The following is a 16,404-nucleotide window of genomic DNA, read 5'->3' on the forward strand; positions in this document are numbered from 1 at the left end:
TGGCGACTCCCGCTCAGCGAGATGGAGGGTTAACAACTGACGTCATCACAGAAAACCTTTCAGCTTCAGCTCTATCGCTTTGGGGTTCTCCCCTTCGGCGATGGCGACAATGCCTTCGATCATCATTTCCCTGAGCAGCGATTGCTCATGCACGATGCCTTTCAGTTTATTGGCGATGGGAAAGTAAAACAGGTTCGCCAGGGCTACTCCGTAAATGGTGGCGACGAAGGCGGTGGCGATGCCCGGACCCAGCATGGAAGGGTCTTCCAGATGGCTCATCACCTGGATCAATCCCAGCACTGCGCCCAGAATCCCCAGAGTCGGCGCGTAGCCGCCCATGGCTTCATAGACTTTACTCGCGTCCAGCTCACGTTGTTCACGGCTATTAAGCTCCAGTTCCATGACGCTGCGGATGGACTCCGGCTCCGCGCCGTCCACCAGCAGTTGCAGACCTTTGCGGGAAAATGGATCACGCTCTTTTTCCGCCACCGATTCCAGCCCCAGCAGCCCTTCTTTACGGGCCACCATGCTCCAGGAAATCACTTTCTGAATGCCGTCTTCAAAACTGATATAGGGAGGGAGAAACACCCAGAGGAATTGCTTGAACGAGCGCTTCAACACCTTGCCGGAGTGTTGCAGCACTATCGCGCCGAGGGTGCCGCCGATGACGATCAGAGCGGCCGGCAGGTTCATTAGGGAGGAAACATCGCCGCCTTCGATCAGGTTGCCGCCGATGATCGCCACCAGGGCGATCAGGACGCCCACGATGCTGAGTAGATCCATTAGCCGACACCGTCAATCAACCGCGGCGCAAATTCATCCAGAGCTAATACTTCATCCGACAGACCGGCGGTGGCCACCGCCATCGGCATACCGTAAATGACGCTGGTCGCTTCATCCTGAGACCAGACCACAGAACCGCTTTCCTTCAACATCCGGCACCCTTCGCGGCCGTCCGCGCCCATGCCGGTCAGGATGACGCCCAGTACTTTGCCGGGAAACATCTTGGCGCAGGAGCCGAATGTCACGTCCACACAGGGTTTATAGTGCAGCCGCTCATCACCGTCGAGGATCTTGACCCGCGCCTGGGCGCCGACGCGCTCAATCAGCGTCTGCTTGCCGCCGGGAGCGATGTAGGCCCATCCGGGCTTGAGGATTTCGCCGTTCTCCGCCTGTTTGACGGAAAGTTGCGACAAACGATTCAGACGTTCAGCAAACGCTGGCGTAAAAGAGGCCGGCATATGCTGCACCAATACCAGCGGCGCAGGGAAGGCGGCGGGCAAGCGGGTGAGAATTTTTTGCAGCGCCACCGGACCGCCGGTGGAGGTGCCGATGAGCACCACTTTATAATCCTGGCGCGGGGTCCGCCGCGACTTCGTCGCTTTCGCCTCCGGCTTTGGCTCCGCCCTTGCTTCAGGCTTGGCGGGAGGCGCTTTGGCGCGGGGTTCGGCGGGACGAGAGACCGGGGCGACAGGTTTGGGCGGCTCTCTTACCGGCGCCGGCGCAGCAGGCTTGGCGGGTTCAGGCGCGGCAGCGGGCGCGGACGCGCCGGACATGCGATATTTGGCCCGTGAGACCTCTTTAATACGATCATGCAGCAAGCGTTTGATTTTAGAGGCGTCGCCGGACATAGCCTCAAAGCTCTTGGGCAGAAAGTCCACCGCGCCGGCTTCCAGGGCGTCAAACGTCACCCGGGCGCCTTCATAAGTGAGAGAGGAAAACATCAATACCGGCGTGGGCTGAGACCGCATGATCTCCTTGACTGCGGTAATGCCGTCCATGACCGGCATTTCGTAGTCCATGGTGATGACGTCGGGTTTCAGCTTAAGCGCCATCTCCACGCCTTCGCGGCCGTTGCTGGCCGTGCCGACGACATTGACATCGCTTATGGAGTTCAGGATCTCGCAAAGGCGACGTCTGAAAAATCCCGAATCATCTACTACCAGGACCTTTAAGGCCATTCATCGGTCTCCCGTTTTTGGAAATCACTCCGCCGCTGCGCCTTGCGTCAGGCGCTCAGCCTGCGGAAGCCGCGGGCTCCGTTTCATCAGAGTCCGTCACCAACTGGCTCTTCCTGAACGTCGGCCGACCGTAAACTTTGCTGGACTTGGCGTAGCGTCCGAGCATGCTGGGAATGTCCAGTATCAGCGCAATGCGTCCATCTCCAGTGATGGTGGCCCCCGCCATACCCGGCGTACCGTGCAGCATCTTGCCCAAAGGCTTGATCACCACCTCTTCCTGACCAACCAGTTGATCGACCACAAAGCCCACCCGTTTGGTGCCCACGGAGACAATCACCACATGGCCGGTTTCATCAGTGGGCTCGAACTGCGCCCCTTTCACCAGCCAACGTTTGATGTGGAACAGCGGAAACACATTCTCGCGCACCACAATACATTCCTGACCGTCAACGATATTGGTCTGCGTCAGGTCAAGATGGAAAATCTCCACCACGCTCACCAATGGGAAAGCGAACGCCTGATCCCCCAGCATCACCATCAGTGTCGGCATGATAGCGAGCGTCAGCGGCACTTTAATCACAATGCGGGAGCCGCGTCCCAACTCCGATTCAATGTGAATGGTGCCGTTCAACTGGGTGATCTTGGTTTTCACCACGTCCATCCCGACGCCGCGCCCAGACACATCGGATATTTCCGTCTTGGTGGAGAATCCCGGCGCGAATATCAGGTTATAAGCTTCGTTGTCAGTGAGACGCTCGGCGGCGTCCACGTCATAAATACCTTTCTCCACCGCTTTCTGACGCAATACCACCGGGTCCATTCCGGCGCCGTCGTCTTCGATGGACAGTAGAATATGATCGCCTTCCTGCTCCGCCGCCAGCACCACGCGTCCGACTCTCGGCTTACCTTTTTGCTCGCGCGCCTCGGGGGATTCGATCCCGTGATCCACCGCGTTGCGCACCAAGTGAACCAGCGGATCTGACAGGGCTTCCACCAGGTTTTTGTCGAGGTCGGTATCTTCTCCGCGCAACACCAGGTTGACTTCTTTACGCAGGTTACGCGCCAAATCCCGCACCACACGAGGGAAGCGGCCAAAGACTTTCTTGATCGGCTGCATCCGCGTCTGCATGACGGCGGACTGTAAATCGCTGGTGACTACGTCCAGGTTAGACACGGCCTTGCTCATGCTCTCGTCGGCGAACTCTTCGCCCAAACGCTTAAGGCGGTTACGCACCAGTACCAGCTCGCCCACCATATTCATAATGTCGTCGAGACGCTTGGTGTCCACCCGCACCGTGGTTTCCGTCGCGATGCTGGCCTGTGCTTCTTTCGCAGCGCTGGCGGCGCTCGGGGCGGGCTGACGCCGCTCTTCGTCCGGCTCGGCGCGGGCTGGCGCGGGTTTGACGACTTTGGGCAGCTCTTTTTTTACTGGCTCCTTCTTGACAGGTTCCTTCTTGGCGGGCTCTTTTTTGGCGGCAGCCTTGTCCGCCGGTTTTACGGCGGCTGGCTTCGCTCCCGGAGTAGGACTTGGTCCCTTGCCTGAGCCGTGCAATTCGTCCAGTAGCTTTTCGAACTCGTCGTCGGTGATCAGCTCGGAGTCGCTGGCGGCGCCCTCTTTTTTCTCTACGTCCTTTTTCGGCTCGGCTTTCGCCGCAGGCTTTTCTTTCTTCTCTGCGGCAGGGGCTTTCTTCTGCTCAGCCCCATCGGTTACGGCGCCGTCAAATTTACCTTTGCCATGCAGTTCATCCAGCAAGGCTTCGAATTCATCGTCGGTAATTTCATCGCTGTCGCCGGCGGACACGGCTTCAGCAGAATCGTCCTGGGGAACCGGAGCCGGTTCAGGAGCGGCCTTGGCTGATTTACTTTCTTTGGCTTCGCCGAATTTACCGGGGCCGTGCAGCTGATCCAGCAATTTTTCGAACTCATCCTCGGTGATTTCATCACCTTCTTCTTTTGAACCCGATGCTTCGGCCTTGGCGCCGCCTTCTTCGTCATCCAGGGCGTTGAGCAGATTCTCGAATTCATCGTCAGTGATGTCGCCTTCCGCCGAAGCGACGGGCACCTCCACTTCATCTTCGGGCTCGTCTTCATGCTCTTCGACGGTTTCTTCGAGAGACTCTTCCTCGCCGCCGCCCGCCGAGGCGGATTCGCCGCTGGCCAATCGTTCAAGCGCCGCCATCAGTTCGGGAGCAGCCGGGGTAAGTTCCTCCCTCATTTTCACCTGGGAAAACATCTCGTTGACGGCGTCCAGCGCCTGCAGCACGACATCCATCAATTCGGAGTCGACGCTAAGCTGGCCGTTGCGCAACAGGTCGAAGACGTTTTCCGCCACGTGGCAGCATTCCACCAGAGCCTCCAACTGCAGGAAGCCGGCGCCGCCTTTGACGGTGTGAAACCCACGGAAAATGGCGTTCAGCAGATCGCGGTCGTCCGGGTTCTGCTCCAGTTCCACCAACTGCTCTGAGAGCTGTTCAAGAATTTCTCCCGCTTCGACTAGAAAGTCCTGCAGGATTTCTTCGTCCGCTTCAAACCCCATTCATGTGCTCCTCAGAAACCAAGGCTGGAAAGAAGGTCGTCCACGTCGTCCTGGCTGGCGACGACATCTGAGCGTCCTTCGGTCTGGATCTGCGGGCCGTGCCCTTTTGTAATAGACTCTTCTTCAGCTTTCAGCTCATGCTGAATGCCTGTTATGCGGTCAACCTTGCCCGCCATGGCGACCAGTTTGACCAGATTCACTTCTACTTCCCTGACCAGACCAGTGACCTTATTGATGACTTGTCCGGTAAGGTCCTGAAAGTCCTGGGCCAGCAAAATTTCCGACAGGTTGGTGTACACCTTGTCGCTGTTAGCAGCCAGATCCACCAGAAACTTATCGATGCGCTTGTATAGCTCGCGGAATTCCGAGGGGTCCATTTCCCGACGCCGCAACCGCGCCCAGGCTTCCTTGAGTTCGTGCGCCTCCTGCTTCATCTCCACCGCCACGGGCATGCTCGCCTCCACCATATCCATGGTTTTGTTGGCGGCTTTGTTAGTCATATCGACCACATAGGAAAGACGATCGGAGGCGTCGGCGATCTTCGACATTTCCTCCTCCTGATTCATCTTCACGTTGCCCATGTCGATATTGAAATTGCGAATGGCTTCGTGCAACGAACGGGTCAACTTGCCCACTTCGTGATACAGCGTGCGGTCCCGGGTGTCATTAAGATCGGAAATTACCCGCAACGCTTCGCCAAAGTCCCCCTTGCTGACGTGCTCCATCAAGCTCGCCGCCTGCTCGCTCAAGCGCGCCTCGATGTCCTCTTGGGAGGAGGATGGTGGCTGCTGTTCATTGGTCATAGTAATTCCTGCGGTTTTATTATGAGTCGATCCGCTCGAAGATCTTATCTATCTTTTCCTTCAACACGGCCGCAGTAAACGGCTTCACCACATACCCGTTAACCCCCGCTTGCGCCGCTGCGACAATCTGATCCCGTTTGGCTTCCGCCGTCACCATGAGCACCGGCAGGTTTTTCAGACTCTCATCAGCGCGAACAGCCTGGAGTAATTCGATTCCCGTCATACCAGGCATATTCCAGTCGGTGACCAGAAAATCAAACTTCCCGGTTTTTAACATCGGCAGCGCGGTGGACCCGTCATCCGCTTCATCGGTATTGGTGAAGCCCAAATCCCGAAGCAGGTTTTTAATAATCCGCCTCATTGTTGAAAAGTCGTCTACAACGAGGATTTTCATGTTTTTGTCCAATGTAACCTCCACAATGGCGACGCTGGAAACCCTTTGATTTCATTACTCTACTGAGTAAGTCTAGCTGGTCGCGCCGTACTATCCAGTTTTTTGATACAAGTTGTTTTAGAAAACATGACCGCAGGCTGCTGATTTCGAAAAAACATTAACCTACGCAGGCAATGGCTTGATTTAGCTGTTTTTCCAGTCTGAGAGACGGGATCGCAGCCGCAGTGTCGCCTGGGAATGAATCTGACTGACCCGGGACTCGCTGACTGAGAGCACCTGGCCGATTTCCTTGAGGTTGAGTTCTTCGTCATAGTAGAGAGACAGCACCAGCTTCTCCCGTTCCGGCAATCCGTCTATTGCGGCGCTCAATTTTTCCAGAAAGGCGTTTTGTTCGATGTCGCTGAGGGGGTTGTCCGCGGTCAATGTCTCGTCATCAGCACCGCCCTCCCCGTGAAAGCCCAGCTCTTCCAGGCTGAACAGCTTCCCCGAACTGGCGTCGCGCAGGCTGGCGTGGTATTGCTCCAGGGGTATACCCAGCTCTGCCGCCACTTCCGCATCCGACGCGTCTCTGCCGGTGCGGGCTTCTATACTGTGTATCGCTTCCGCGATGTTGCGGGCGTTACGGTGCACGGAGCGCGGCACCCAGTCGCCTTTGCGGATTTCATCCACCATGGCGCCGCGAATGCGGATGCCTGCGTAAGTTTCGAACTTGGCGCCTTTGCCCGCGTCATATTTCTGCGCAGCTTCCAGCAGGCCGATCATGCCCGCCTGGATTAAATCATCCACCTGCACGCTCGACGGCAGGCGGGCTATCAGGTGATGCGCGATGCGCTTGACCAGAGGCGCGTATTGCCTGACCAGAGTGTCGGCGCGCTCCGCCCGCGTCTCGCTGTACATCATATAAGTGTTCGCCAGTGACATGAATTTGCGCGCAAGGCCTGCAATGAACCGGATGATTTCAACAAAAACGTTCTCATGGGTGTTTGAGGATATGTCCAGCGCAGCCATCACGCCTTATCGCAAGCGCCCGGGATATAGCCGCCGGGCGGGCCCTCGCATTCCGTCCGGCGCATGTCTAACCGTGCACCAGACGCTCCACAAAGAATTCCAGATTGCCTCTCGGCGCCGTCGGCAACGGCCAGTTATCCACTTTCTGCGCCAGCTGGCGGTACGCCAGCGATGCTTTGGCGCGCGGATAGGCTTCGTACACAGGACGTTGCCGTTGCACCGATTTGCGTACGGCTTCGTCGAATGGAATGCTTCCTACATATTGTAGCGCAACTTCCAAAAAACGTTCGGTGACCTTGGATAATTTACCGAACAAGTGCCGCCCTTCCTGCTCGGAGCGAACCATGTTGGCGAGCACCCGGAACCGGTACATATCGTGGTTCTTGTTCAGCAGTTTGATGACCGCGTATGCATCGGTAATCGAAGTCGGTTCGTCGCACACCACCACCAGAGCTTCCTGCGCTGCGCGCACGAATGAGAGCACTTGTTCGGAGATACCCGCCGCCGTATCAATCACCAGCACATCCAGGTCGTCGCTGATGTCGCTGAAGGCGTTGATCAGGCCCGCATGTTCAAGAGGAGACAGATGAGTAAGATGCTGGGTGCCGGATGAAGCCGGAACGATCTTAATTCCGCCCGGCCCTTCGATCATCACTTCCCGCAGGGTGCAATCCCCCGCCAGCACGTCCCCGATATTGCGCGAGGCGGTGACGCCGAGCAGCACATCAATATTGGCCAGTCCGAGGTCCGCATCCAGCAGCACCACGCGACGTCCCAGGTCCGCTAACGCAAGGGACAGATTTATGGAAACATTGCTCTTGCCGACACCCCCCTTTCCTCCGGTGACTGCAATAACTTGAACCGGATGTACTTTACTCATACCGGTAGATATCTCCTGTTATTAGACGGCGCGGCGTTGATCCCGCACTCAATAGTTTAGACCACCAGTTCCGCAGCGAAGCGACTGGTGTTATTAGTTTGTCTGGTCTCCCGCCGGGTCCGCCGCCACAGTGCGTCCGCGCGCGCCACCAGCGCATGCGCTTTCGCCGGATGAATGTCATCGGGTATTTTCTGTCCGTCAGTGACATAAGCAACCGGAAGCCGATTCAGGATGGCCATGCTCAACACTTCCCCCAGACTGAACGCTTCATCCAGTTTGGTCATGATACAGCCGGAAAGCCCCAACATCTTATAGTAATGATAGGTGGATTTCATGACCTGCGGTTGGTTAACTGCCGACAATACAAGATAATTTCTGATGCGGTGACGGGTCACTTTCAAGTCTTTCTGCTGGCGTTCCCAGTTCGGGTCCTGCGGCGTCAATCCGGCGGTATCAATCAACACCAAACGCTTGTTGGCGAGACGGTCGAGCAAGTTGTCCAGACTGTTCTCTTCATCCACCACGTATACCGGCACATTCAGTAAGCGACCAAAGGACTGCAGTTGCTGCTGACTCGCCACCCGGAAACGGTCAGTGGTGATCAGCGCCAGTTTTTCGGCGCCATAATGAACGACAAAACGCGCCGCCAGCTTTGCGAGAGTGGTGGTCTTGCCGGAACCAGTCGGCCCCAGTAACGCACATACGCCGCGCTGGTGAATCAGTTCCTCATTCTCCGCCTTCAAGCCATGCGCCAGGCGCGCCATCAGATTACGCCACTGCTCCTGCACGCCTTTGCGAGGGTCCGCCTTGGCGGTGAGCGCAGTTTGCAGTTCCCGGAAAACGCCCATTTCCTGCATGCGCTCAGTCAACTCGCGGAGCCCTTCGTTCTCTTCCAGGCGAGCCGCGGCGGGTTGGCGCATGATGTTTTTGAGCTGCATGATCTCTTCCCGCATTTCCGCCAGCATACGCGAGGTTTCCGGTTCTTCGGCGCCGATTTGCCGGGACGGCGGCGTCGCCGGTTCCATTGCGGCAAATGCCGGCGCGGGCTCCGCCTTCGGTTTGGCGTTGCTTTTCAACGTCTCCAGACGTTCCCGCACCCGCGACATTTCGTCTTCCAAACGACGGTGACGGTCCGCGGTCTCCCTGGCCACCGCAGACGGCGTGGGACGAGGGCCCTGCTCCGGTTGCGGCATACTGGTGCGCTGGTCTTCCTCGTTATAATCCAGTGCACAGATCACCTCCACCCCATCGCCAGTTTTACTGGTGGACAGGATGACGGCGTCCGCGCCCAGGTCATCACGAATATCCTTTAAAGCCTGTTGCATTGATGCTGCAAAAAAACGTTTCACTTTCATAATGTTAGTCTCCCGGCTCCACGAGCCCGCACGGGATTACCCACTGATTGTCGCCACGATGGTGATTTGTTTGTTGTCCGGCACTTCCTGATAGGCCAGAACATGCATGCGCTCCACGCTGAGTCGAATAAACCTCGCCAACACCGGGCGCAGGCTGTTGGACACCAGCAGAACCGCCGCTTTACCAAGCATTTCCTGACGCTGCGCCGCTTCCGCCAGTGAGCGCTGCAGTTTCTCCATCATGCTCGGTTCCAGAATCAGGCCGATATCATCCATGCCGCCGGCCTGTTGCGCCTGTTGCATGGATTTAAGCAGTAATTGTTCCAACCCGGGGTCCAGCGTGATCACTGGCAGCTCAGGCTCCGCCCCCACTATGTTCTGGACGATCAGGCGACGCAGAGACGCCCTCACCGCCGCCGTCAAAATACCGGCGTCCTGGGTCTTCGGCGTAAAGTTGACGATGGCTTCCGCAATGCTGCGCATATCCCGCACCGGCACATCTTCCTGCAGCAGATTCTGCAGCACCTTCAACAGGGTGCTGAGAGAAACGGTATTGGGAACCAGTTCTTCCGCCAGTTTCGCCGCCTTCTTGCCCAGTTGCTCCAGCCACTGCTGTACTTCTTCATGGCCGATCAATTCATAGGCGTGACGGCTGAGCACCTGATTCAGGTGCGTCGCCACCACCGTGCTGGAGTCCACCACGGTATAGCCCAGCGTCTGCGCCTGCTCTTTCTGGGACGGATCAATCCACACCGCCTCCAGCCCGAAGGCGGGGTCCTTGGTCTGAATGCCGTCCAGCTTGCCGAAAACCTGACCGGGGTTGATGGCCATTTCCCGGTCCGGATGAATTTCCGCTTCAGCAATGGTGACGCCCATCAGGGTGATGCGGTAAAAATTCGGCATTAAATCCAGATTGTCACGGATATGAACGGAAGGCATGAGAAAGCCTAATTCCTGGGACAGCTTCTTACGTACGCCCTTGATACGAGCCAGCAACTGCCCGCCCTGCGATTTATCCACCAACGGAATCAGGCGATACCCCACTTCCAACCCGACGATATCCACGCTGGCCACATCGTCCCAGCCCAGTTCCTTGGTCTCGGGTCCACGCACCGCCGGCGCGCTTTCTCCCGGCGCCAGCGCGGGACCGCCGCCGGGCTGAGAGGGCGCGCCAGGACGTCTGGGCCCAGGCGTCACGCCTTCATCCACGACTTCAGACTGTTGCTGGCGCTTCCACATGAAGTACGCCGCTGCGCCAAACACCGTCGCCAGCCCCAGAAACGCCATGTGCGGCATCCCCGGAATCACTCCCATGATGAACAGGACAACGGCGACAATGGCGAGCGCCCGAGGAGACCCAAACATCTGGTTGATCACCTGGCTGGACATATCCTGCTGGGTGCTGACGCGTGTCACCATGATGGCCGCCGCGGTGCTGAGCAATAAGGAGGGGATCTGCGCCACCAGACCGTCACCGATCGTCAGCAGCGCATATTTCTGCACAGCGTCATTGAATTCCAGATCGTGCTGTATGATGCCAATGGAGAGACCGCCAATCAGGTTGATAGCCAGGATCAGCAGCCCTGCAATCGCATCGCCCCGTACGAATTTGCTGGCGCCGTCCATGGACCCGTAGAAGTCAGCCTCTTGCGATACTTCCGCCCGACGCGCCTTGGCTTCTTCCTGATTGATAATGCCCGCGTTCAAGTCCGCATCAATGGCCATTTGCTTACCGGGCATAGCGTCCAGAGTGAAGCGTGCGCTCACTTCGGATACCCGCCCTGCGCCTTTGGTGACCACCACGAAGTTGATAATCATGAGAATGGCGAACACCACCAGACCGACCGCGTAGTTGCCTCCGATCAGTACTTCACCGAACGATTGAATAACCTTCCCCGCCGCATCGCCGCCCTCATGGCCCTCCAGCAACACCACCCGGGTGGAGGCGACGTTCAGAGCCAGCCGCAGCAACGTGGCCACCAGCAGCACAGTCGGGAAAATGGCGAACTCCATGGGGCGCATGGCGTACACGCACACCAACAGGATCACCAGGGACAATGCAATATTGAAGGTAAAGAAGACGTCGAGCAGGAACGGCGGCACCGGCAACGTCATCATGCCCAACAACACCATCAGAAGCACCGGAATGCCCAGGTTGCCTTGGGCCAGGTTCTTCAGGTTGTTGATCGCGGCAGCTCGTTCCATAACACTCCAAACGACAAAAGGTTGACGGAAAAAACCGTTTCCCTGGAGTGTCTGCAGGAACTGTGCCGCTACGGGGAAAAGTAAGCCTGGGCGGAGCCCAGCTTAACTTACTGGTCCCTGCGCAGATGAGAAGGAATCTTGAAGTCAGGCATCCCCTGGGGTTTCTTGCCGTAGCCGCCGCGATAACGACGCAACTGGAAGACATACGCCAGCACCTGCGCCACCGCCAGATACAGGCCAGAGGGAATTTCCTCGCCCACTTCCGTGTGATGATAGATGGAGCGGGTCAAGGGCGGCGCTGACACCAGCTCTATCTTGTGGGCGTTAGCGATCTCCCGGATTTTCATCGCCATGTGATCCGCGCCTTTGGCCAGCACAATTGGCGCCGCCATTTTCTTGGCGTCATATTTCAAAGCAACGGAGAAATGCGTCGGGTTAGTGATGACCACATCGGCCTTGGGCACGTCCTGCAGCATACGTCGCCGGCTCATCTCGTACTGCACTTCCCGCACCCGTCGCTTCACTTCCGGCTTGCCTTCCGTGTCCTTGTACTCGTCCTTGATCTCCTGCATTGTCATGCGCAGGTTCTTCTGGTGGTCATACATTTGGAAAGGCACGTCCACCATCGCTATCAGGATCATTGAGCTGGCCAGAAACAGGAAACTCCAGGCCAACAGCGTACAGGCGTGCGCCATGCTCACTGCCGTATCTTCCGCTCCCATCGCCAGCAGATCAGGAATAGAGTGATTCAGAATAACCAAGGCGACGCCGCCCACCACCAGCGTCTTGGCGATCCCCTTGAACAGCTCCATCAATGATTTCAGGGAGAACATCCGCTTGAGTCCCGCCAGCGGGTTGATGCGGCTGAACTTCGGCGCCGCCGCTTTGGCGCTCATCATCCAGCCGCCCAGCGCAATGGGTCCCAGCACCGACGCCACCAACAGCACCGCCATGAAAGGAACCAGGACGATCGCCATTTCCAGCGCCGCCATCCCCAGATGAATCATCGGTTGGTGCGCATCGAATATTTCTTCCCGGGTCAGGGTAAAGCCCGCGCGGAAAACGTCTTCCAGCGCCTTGCCAATGGAAGTTCCAAATACCAACAAACCTACTGCGCCCGCCAGCAATACCGCCGTCGTGTTCAGTTCGCGGGATCGGGGAATCTGCCCTTCCTCCCGCGCCTTCTCAATTTTTCGGGGGGTAGGTTCCTCGGTCTTTTCCTGGCTGGTGTCGTTTTCGGCCATCGCCTGTTACGCTCGTCTTAACTTCGGTTTACGCATCCAACACACATGTCTGACGCCGCGTCCGTGGCGTAGGTTCTCCCCTCCGGATTATGGCGGAGGGGGTTGCAGCATGACCTGCATGAAATCAAAGGTGCTCTCGCTCAGTACGGTGAATTGCGGCAATATGCCGCCAATGCTGATCCAGAACACGATCAGTCCGAACAGCACCGTCATCGGAAAGCCGATGGAGAAAATATTCATCTGCGGCGCGGCGCGGGTCATCACGCCAAAAGAAATATTCACAATCAGCAGCGCCGTCACCGCCGGCAGGGCGATCATTAATGCGCTGGCGAACATCCAGCTGATGCGCGAGGCCAGATACCACCAGGACCATACATCGACCTCCTGTGCTGAAATCGGCAGAAAGCGGAAGCTTTCCACTACCGCTTCGAACATCACCAGATGACCGCCCATAGCCAGAAACAACAAGGTCACCAACATCAGATAGAACTGGCTCAACGCTGTAACCGTGATGCCATTGGTCGGGTCCACCATGGATGCGAAGCCCAGCCCCATATTCATCGCTACAATCTGCCCGGTCACCACGAATAACTGAAACAAAAGCAGTACGGCGAACCCCATGGCCAAACCGATCAGCACTTGCTGAATAATGATCGCCACTGAGTTGACGGATAGCGGGTCCACTTCCGGCACTGGCGGCAACGAGGGAACAATCAGTATCGTCATCAACAACGCCAACGTCAGGCGCACGCGTGCGGGCACAATCTGGGTTCCGAGAATCGGCGTGGTCATCATAAAACTGGAGATACGGAACAAAGGCCACAGGTGCATGCCCACCCAGGCGCCGATCTGTTCGTCCGTCCACTCGAACACCCTGCGACTCCCCTAGCCGATGACGTCAGGAATGCTGGTGATGAGCATATCGGTGTACTCCATCAACTGCGTCAGCATCCAGGGACCGGCGATGATAATCACGATCAGCGTCACCAACAGACGGGGTAGAAAGCTCAAGGTCTGCTCGTTGATCTGGGTGGCGGCCTGAAAAATACTGACGATCAACCCGACCACCAGACTCGGCGCCACAATCAACGTCACCAGGGTGACGATCAGCCATAGGGCTTCGCGAAAAATATCCAGCACCACTTCCGGCGTCATAATCGTTCTCCTCGGTTATCCGGGTTACACCCCGAAACTGGCGGCCAGCGTTCCCATAATCAGGGCCCAGCCGTCCACCAGCACGAACAGCATGATCTTGAACGGTAGTGAAATAATGATCGGCGACAGCATCATCATCCCCATGGCCATCAGTACGCTGGCCACTACCATGTCGATAATCAGAAAGGGAATAAAAATCAGGAAGCCGATCTGAAAAGCGGTCTTCAGCTCGCTGGTGACGAACGCCGGCATCAGAATCGTGAACGGAACTTCCTCCGGGTTGGCGTATTTATTTTCATCTCCCGCCAGGCGAATGAATAACCCCAGATCGCTTTCGCGGGTCTGAAGCAGCATAAACTCACGAAAGGGTTCGCTGGCTTTGGCCACCGCTTCCTGCGCTGTCAGTTGCTCAGCAAGATAAGGCTGCAGCGCGATTTCGTTGGCTTGCTTGAACGTCGGCCCCATGATGAAAAATGTCAGAAACAGAGCGATGCCCACCAGAATCTGGTTAGACGGCGCCTGCTGTAAACCCAGGGCCTGACGCAGGATGGAAAACACGATGATGATGCGGGTGAAGGACGTCATCATCATCAAGAAAGCGGGAATGAAAGTCAGCGCCGTCATCAGCGCCAGAATTTGCAGAGTAACGGAGTATTCCTGCGTGCCGTCCGGGTTGGTCACCAGCTTGACCGCCGGCAGGATAGCGTCCGGAGCCGACCAGGCGACTCCGGGAAGCATCAAAAACAAGATCAGGTAAGTTAATCGCAGGACCCTATTGCGCGCCATTCGCTTCGCCTTTTGCTTCGTTTTCAGTACGACGCATAAGGCTCTGCAACTTCCGTGCAAACTCGCCGCTATGTGGCGACAGTTCTAGCGGCTCGTCCAGTGTGAGCAGGTTGGTGATTTGATGTTGAGTGATACCGACGATTATTTGACGATCGCCGACCTGCAATAATGCGATGCGCTCCCGGGTTCCTACGGGCAGCACCGCCAGCATTTTCAAATGCTGATGTTGCTGGGGAGCGAGACCGGTAAACCGGCGCATCACCCAGGCGGCTCCGCCGATCAGCGCCAGCACCAGCACCAGGGCCCCGCCGACCTGCAGCAGTTGTCCGGTCTCCACGCCGGCCACCGGCTTCTTGGCGGCGGCTTCCTCCGCCGCTCGCGCCAGGGCCGGGGCCCAAAGCCACAAGCCTGTCGCCAGGGCGACATAAATGCGAGTCAGGTTAAGTCCGTTACGTTTCAACCCTACCCCCGCAGTTTCTTGATGCGCTCGGAGGGACTGATGACGTCCGTCAGACGAATGCCGAATTTTTCGTTAACCATCACCACCTCGCCATGAGCGATCAGGGTGCCGTTGACCAGCACGTCCAAGGGCTCCCCGGCGAGCCGGTCAAGCTCGATGACCGACCCCTGGTTAAGCTGCAGCAGGTTGCGAATGGCGATCTGGGTATTGCCTACCTCCATGGAAATGGTGACAGGAATATCCAGAATCACGTCCAGATCAGGCGCACCCGGCGCGCTGGTCGGCATGGTTTCGTCGAAAGTTTCAAAAGAAGCGGCGCGGATGTCGTCATCAGCAGCCTTGCCTTTGACTTCCGCCGTTTCAGCTTCCGCCATCGCAGCCGCCCACTCGTCCTCCCTGTCGCCGTCTTCAGTCGTTTCCTGCTCACCCAGCGCAGCGGCCCATTCGTCCGCCAGCGCCTCTTCTTCCGACTTCGTATCGTCTAAATCGTTTTCTTTATTGTCGTCGTCTTCAGCCATTGCGCCTCCTTAGTCGGCGTCGCCGCCGACCGCTTGATCTTGTCTACAATCTTGAGCGCCAGATTGCCGTTACACTGCCCTACCTTGGCGATGAATATCGGCACGCCGTTCGCGGTCACCGTAATGGTTTCCGGCAGCTCAACCGGAATCACATCACCCGGCTTCAACCGCGACAGGGAGCGCAGGGAAATCTTTTGTCTGACCACGGCGGCGTTGAGCGGCACCCTGGCTTCCAGAATGTCTTGCTGCAGAGCGCTGATCCAGCGTTCGTCGACATCGTCGACATCGCTCTGTACGCCAGCGTCGAGCACCTCGCGGATGGGCTCTATCATGGAATACGGCATGGCCACGTGCATATCGCCACCGCCACCGTCCAGCTCGATGTGGAAGGTGCTCACCACCACCACTTCGCTGGGGCTGACGATGTTCGCCATGGCCGGGTTAACCTCTGAGTTGACGTATTCGAAATCCACCTTCATTACCGCATTCCAGGCTTCTTTCATATCATGGAAGACCTGCTCCAGCACCATCTGCACGATGCGGATTTCCGTCGGCGTGAACTCGCGCCCTTCGATCTTGGCGTGACGGCCGTCGCCGCCGAAAAAGTTATCCACCAGCTTGAACACCAGCTTGGCGTCCAGAATAAACAGCCCGGTCCCCCGCAACGGCCGGATCTTCACCAGATTAAGACTGGTCGGCACGTAAAGGGTGTGAATATATTCACCAAACTTCAGAATCTGCACGCCGCCGGAAGCGACATCGGCGTTGCGGCGCAAAAGGTTGAAAAGGCTGATGCGAGTGTAACGGGCGAAACGTTCGTTGATCATCTCCAGTGTGGGCATGCGACCGCGTACGATACGGTCCTGACTGGTCAGATCGTAACTGCGCACCCCCGCCGCATCGACATCCTCCTCGGTGTCGACGTCGCCATCGTCCACGCCATGTAAGAGCGCATCAATTTCGTCTTGGGATAATAAATCTTGCACAGCCCTACACCTTGACCCAGGGTCCAACAGGAAATGTTATGCGTCTAGTTCTATCACCTGAAGCAGGAACATAACAAGTCCCGCCACAGGTCCGTCAGCGTTTTGGCGCGGCG

General features: G+C 57.3%; 16 protein-coding genes. All 16 read right to left on the reverse strand.

The window, feature by feature from the left end:
• Window positions 1-45 precede the first annotated feature (45 nt).
• The 16 genes from AC2IBB_RS26065 to fliM all read right to left on the reverse strand — a co-directional run bounded on the left by AC2IBB_RS26065 (window position 46) and on the right by fliM (window position 16,291).
• Window positions 46-783, reverse strand: a complete 738-nt coding sequence (locus AC2IBB_RS26065) for a flagellar motor protein (RefSeq protein WP_486329626.1) — start codon at window positions 781-783, stop codon at window positions 46-48.
• Window positions 783-1,961 carry a protein-glutamate methylesterase/protein-glutamine glutaminase gene (locus AC2IBB_RS26070; protein ID WP_486329627.1) on the reverse strand — a complete coding sequence of 393 codons (1,179 nt, stop codon included), beginning with the start codon at window positions 1,959-1,961 and terminating at the stop codon, window positions 783-785. Before AC2IBB_RS26070 ends, AC2IBB_RS26065 begins: the two co-directional genes overlap by 1 nt.
• Window positions 1,962-2,016: 55 nt before the next feature.
• The gene (locus tag AC2IBB_RS26075; protein ID WP_486329628.1) at window positions 2,017-4,497 is read right to left on the reverse strand and encodes a chemotaxis protein CheA; all 2,481 of its coding nucleotides are present in this window, start codon (window positions 4,495-4,497) and stop codon (window positions 2,017-2,019) included.
• A gap of 11 nt (window positions 4,498-4,508) precedes the next feature.
• Window positions 4,509-5,300 (reverse strand): protein phosphatase CheZ, encoded by a 792-nt coding sequence (locus tag AC2IBB_RS26080; RefSeq protein WP_486329629.1) that lies wholly within the window; start codon window positions 5,298-5,300, stop codon window positions 4,509-4,511.
• Between the two features lie 19 nt (window positions 5,301-5,319).
• Window positions 5,320-5,694: a chemotaxis response regulator CheY gene (gene cheY / locus AC2IBB_RS26085; RefSeq protein ID WP_486329630.1), complete on the reverse strand. Its 375-nt coding sequence runs from the start codon at window positions 5,692-5,694 to the stop codon at window positions 5,320-5,322.
• A gap of 183 nt (window positions 5,695-5,877) precedes the next feature.
• Window positions 5,878-6,591 (reverse strand): RNA polymerase sigma factor FliA, encoded by a 714-nt coding sequence (locus AC2IBB_RS26090; RefSeq protein WP_486334000.1) that lies wholly within the window; start codon window positions 6,589-6,591, stop codon window positions 5,878-5,880.
• A 178-nt stretch (window positions 6,592-6,769) separates the two neighbouring features.
• Window positions 6,770-7,582 (reverse strand): MinD/ParA family protein, encoded by an 813-nt coding sequence (locus AC2IBB_RS26095; RefSeq protein WP_486329631.1) that lies wholly within the window; start codon window positions 7,580-7,582, stop codon window positions 6,770-6,772.
• Window positions 7,583-7,638: 56 nt separating this feature from the next.
• Window positions 7,639-8,937 carry a flagellar biosynthesis GTPase FlhF gene (gene flhF, locus AC2IBB_RS26100; RefSeq protein ID WP_486329632.1) on the reverse strand — a complete coding sequence of 433 codons (1,299 nt, stop codon included), beginning with the start codon at window positions 8,935-8,937 and terminating at the stop codon, window positions 7,639-7,641.
• A 36-nt stretch (window positions 8,938-8,973) separates the two neighbouring features.
• Window positions 8,974-11,142: a flagellar biosynthesis protein FlhA gene (gene flhA, locus AC2IBB_RS26105; RefSeq protein ID WP_486329633.1), complete on the reverse strand. Its 2,169-nt coding sequence runs from the start codon at window positions 11,140-11,142 to the stop codon at window positions 8,974-8,976.
• Window positions 11,143-11,249: 107 nt separating this feature from the next.
• Window positions 11,250-12,386 carry a flagellar biosynthesis protein FlhB gene (gene flhB, locus AC2IBB_RS26110; RefSeq protein WP_486329634.1) on the reverse strand — a complete coding sequence of 379 codons (1,137 nt, stop codon included), beginning with the start codon at window positions 12,384-12,386 and terminating at the stop codon, window positions 11,250-11,252.
• A gap of 87 nt (window positions 12,387-12,473) precedes the next feature.
• A complete protein-coding gene (fliR, locus tag AC2IBB_RS26115) occupies window positions 12,474-13,259 on the reverse strand; it encodes a flagellar biosynthetic protein FliR (RefSeq protein WP_486329635.1) in 786 nt (261 codons plus the stop codon).
• A gap of 12 nt (window positions 13,260-13,271) precedes the next feature.
• Window positions 13,272-13,541: a flagellar biosynthesis protein FliQ gene (gene fliQ, locus AC2IBB_RS26120; protein WP_011398920.1), complete on the reverse strand. Its 270-nt coding sequence runs from the start codon at window positions 13,539-13,541 to the stop codon at window positions 13,272-13,274.
• A 24-nt stretch (window positions 13,542-13,565) separates the two neighbouring features.
• The gene (gene fliP, locus AC2IBB_RS26125; protein WP_486329636.1) at window positions 13,566-14,327 is read right to left on the reverse strand and encodes a flagellar type III secretion system pore protein FliP; all 762 of its coding nucleotides are present in this window, start codon (window positions 14,325-14,327) and stop codon (window positions 13,566-13,568) included.
• Window positions 14,314-14,787 (reverse strand): flagellar biosynthetic protein FliO, encoded by a 474-nt coding sequence (fliO, locus tag AC2IBB_RS26130; protein ID WP_486329637.1) that lies wholly within the window; start codon window positions 14,785-14,787, stop codon window positions 14,314-14,316. Before fliO ends, fliP begins: the two co-directional genes overlap by 14 nt.
• A gap of 2 nt (window positions 14,788-14,789) precedes the next feature.
• Window positions 14,790-15,305, reverse strand: a complete 516-nt coding sequence (fliN, locus tag AC2IBB_RS26135) for a flagellar motor switch protein FliN (protein ID WP_486329638.1) — start codon at window positions 15,303-15,305, stop codon at window positions 14,790-14,792.
• A complete protein-coding gene (gene fliM, locus AC2IBB_RS26140; RefSeq protein ID WP_011398924.1) occupies window positions 15,269-16,291 on the reverse strand; it encodes a flagellar motor switch protein FliM in 1,023 nt (340 codons plus the stop codon). Before fliM ends, fliN begins: the two co-directional genes overlap by 37 nt.
• Between the last annotated feature and the right edge of the window lie 113 nt (window positions 16,292-16,404).

This window comes from Hahella sp. NS-SX17 (genome assembly GCF_057367735.1).